2 protein-coding genes and 1 pseudogene are annotated in these 2,312 nt (G+C 65.5%); 1 reads left to right on the forward strand and 2 read right to left on the reverse strand.

The genetic code is table 11. The features are described from left to right. A partial coding sequence (locus VGD20_RS07035; protein WP_331133771.1) for an OB-fold nucleic acid binding domain-containing protein occupies positions 1-562 on the reverse strand: 562 nt, incomplete at its 3' end. On the opposite strand from VGD20_RS07035, the gene rnd reads away from it, so the two are divergent. Then, positions 449-1,639, forward strand: coding sequence for a ribonuclease D (gene rnd / locus VGD20_RS07040; protein WP_331133770.1), 1,191 nt, complete (start codon positions 449-451; stop codon positions 1,637-1,639). The two genes, VGD20_RS07035 and rnd, sit on opposite strands and share 114 nt — an antisense overlap. Positions 1,640-1,649: 10 nt before the next feature. On the opposite strand, the pseudogene VGD20_RS07045 reads toward rnd, so the two are convergent. Beyond that, positions 1,650-2,312, reverse strand: a pseudogene (locus tag VGD20_RS07045) (Ppx/GppA family phosphatase); the annotation flags it as partial.

Raw genomic sequence — 2,312 nt, forward strand, 5'->3', positions numbered from 1 at the left:
CACCGGCGACAGGCATCGGCAGCTCGGCGGCAGCCGACTGAACGGTGACGTCACGAGCGCGCACCTCGATCTCGCCGGTCGGCAGGTTCGGGTTCACAGTTTCCTTGGAGCGGGCAACGACGTCACCTTCGACGGTGACGACCGATTCGACCCGAAGGCGGTCGAGCGTCTTGAACGCCGGCGAATCCGTATCGGCAACGATCTGCGTGATTCCGTAATGGTCGCGCAGGTCGACGAAGAGCAGGTGGCCGTGGTCGCGCTTGCGGTGGACCCAGCCAGACAGGCGAACGGTCGAGCCAACGTCGGAAGCGCGGAGCTGGCCGCAATCATGGGTGCGATAAGGGTGCATGGGTCCGTCGATAACGATGTGCGGAAATTCGCGGCGGCACTCACTGGCGCAAAGCCTTTTGTCAACCCGCGGACGGGCCGCTAAGGCCGCCGCAGAAACATGCGAATCCATCCCTTGATCACCCGGTCGGAAGACCTGGTTCCCCTCGTTGAGCGCCTTTCCAAGCAGCCCTTTGTCGCCGTGGACACCGAGTTCATGCGCGAAAATACCTATTGGCCGGACCTCTGCCTGATCCAGGTCGCCGACCGCGAGCACGCCGCAGCGATCGATCCGATGGCGCCCGGCATGGATTTGAAGCCGCTGCTCGACCTGCTCGTCGACAATGAGGACATGCTGAAAGTCTTTCACGCCGGCGGGCAGGATGTCGAAATCATCTTCAACCTGACCGGCAAGACGCCGCATCCGATCTTCGACACCCAGATCGGCCAGATGGCGATCGGACAGGCCGAACAGGTCGGCTATTCGAACCTCGTCGAGGCGTGGATCGGGCTGCAACTCGACAAGGGCGCGCGCTTTACCGACTGGAGCCGGCGGCCGCTCGACAAGCGCCAGATCGACTATGCGGTCGGCGACGTCACCCATCTCGCCAAGATTTTCCCGATGATGCTCGACAAGCTGATCAAGACCGGCCGCGGTCACTGGCTGGACGAGGAAATGGAAAAGCTGGCCGACCCCGCCAATTACAGCGTCGATCCCGACAAGGCGTGGCAGCGGATCAAGATTCCGTCGCGCAAGCCCGACGTGCTGGGGCGGTTGCAGGCGCTCGCCGCGTGGCGCGAGCGCGAGGCGCGCAACAAGAACCTGCCGCGTGGCCGCATCGTCAAGGACGAAACGCTCGCCGACCTCGCCGCCCACCCGCCCAAAGATCAGGACGGCCTCGGCCGTGTCCGCGGATTGTCGGCGACATGGCGGAGCAACGACATCGGTGCGCGGCTGATCGACGCGCTTGCCAATGCGAAGCCGCTGCCGAAGGACGACATGCCCGACCGCGCGCCGCGCGGGCCCGGCCTCGGCAAGGAAGGCGTGCTTGTTGCCGACCTGCTGAAATTATTGCTGAAAATCCGCGCGCGCGAACTCAATGTCGCGGCGCGGCTGATCGCGCGCAGCGACGATCTGGAAGCGCTGGCCGCCGGCGGACGCGAAGGCATCGCGATGATGCAGGGCTGGCGTTACGATGTCTTCGGCCACGCCGCACTCGATCTGGTCGAGGGGCGCATGGGTTTTGCCGTCAAGCATGGCAAGCTGGTGATGAGCGAAATCGATGCCGTCACAGCGGCAAGCGCCGATTAGGGCCGGGACGCTAAAGCAGCACCATCTCCGGCTTCGCGTCGAGCGCTTGCGCGAGCGAGCGCAGACGGCGATCGACCGATTCGCCCGCGAGGTGATGCCAGCCGCGATCGAGGCTGAGCCGTAATTTCCCGTCGACCAGCGCGATGCCGCTTGCCTTCAGCGGAGTTTCGACGCCGCCGGTCAACCGCTGTGCGAGCCGGATTGCGAGCCCCCATTGTCGCGCACGCGCGAGCCGGTCGGGTCCGACCAGATTGCCCATCGCCGGAAAATCGCTGTCGGCACCGCCGAACCCGGCATGAAGGGCACGCGCGAGCAGGATACGTCCCGGAATATCGATACCGCGCCAATTGCCATGGAGGCCGATTTCGGTGCCGCGCTCGGCCCGGAAATCGGGGTTGGCGGACCAAGCGACATCGCTGAGCAGGCTGGCAGCAAGGCGGACCCGGCTGTCGGCGGGCGCCTCCCCGGCAAACAATGGCGCGATCCACTCGGTGATCGCGCGGCCATGCGGCGCGAAACGGGCAAGCCGGCGCCCCTCGAACTCGGCGGCGACGATCAGCGGATCCTGCGCGCGCGTTTCGGCGTCGAGCGCCTGATAGAGCAGCCCTTCGCGGAGGCCCGAAGACGACACGGTCATTTCCGGAATGTCGATGATGTTGGCGAGCGCGGCGAG

This window comes from Sphingopyxis sp., from assembly GCF_036402335.1.
In the GTDB taxonomy this organism is placed as follows: Bacteria; Pseudomonadota; Alphaproteobacteria; order Sphingomonadales; family Sphingomonadaceae; genus Sphingopyxis.

Bases quoted from the DNA above. Each gene is read 5' to 3' on its own strand.
- rnd (WP_331133770.1), top strand. From the start codon at position 449: ATGCGAATCCATCCCTTGATCACCCGGTCGGAAGACCTGGTTCCCCTC.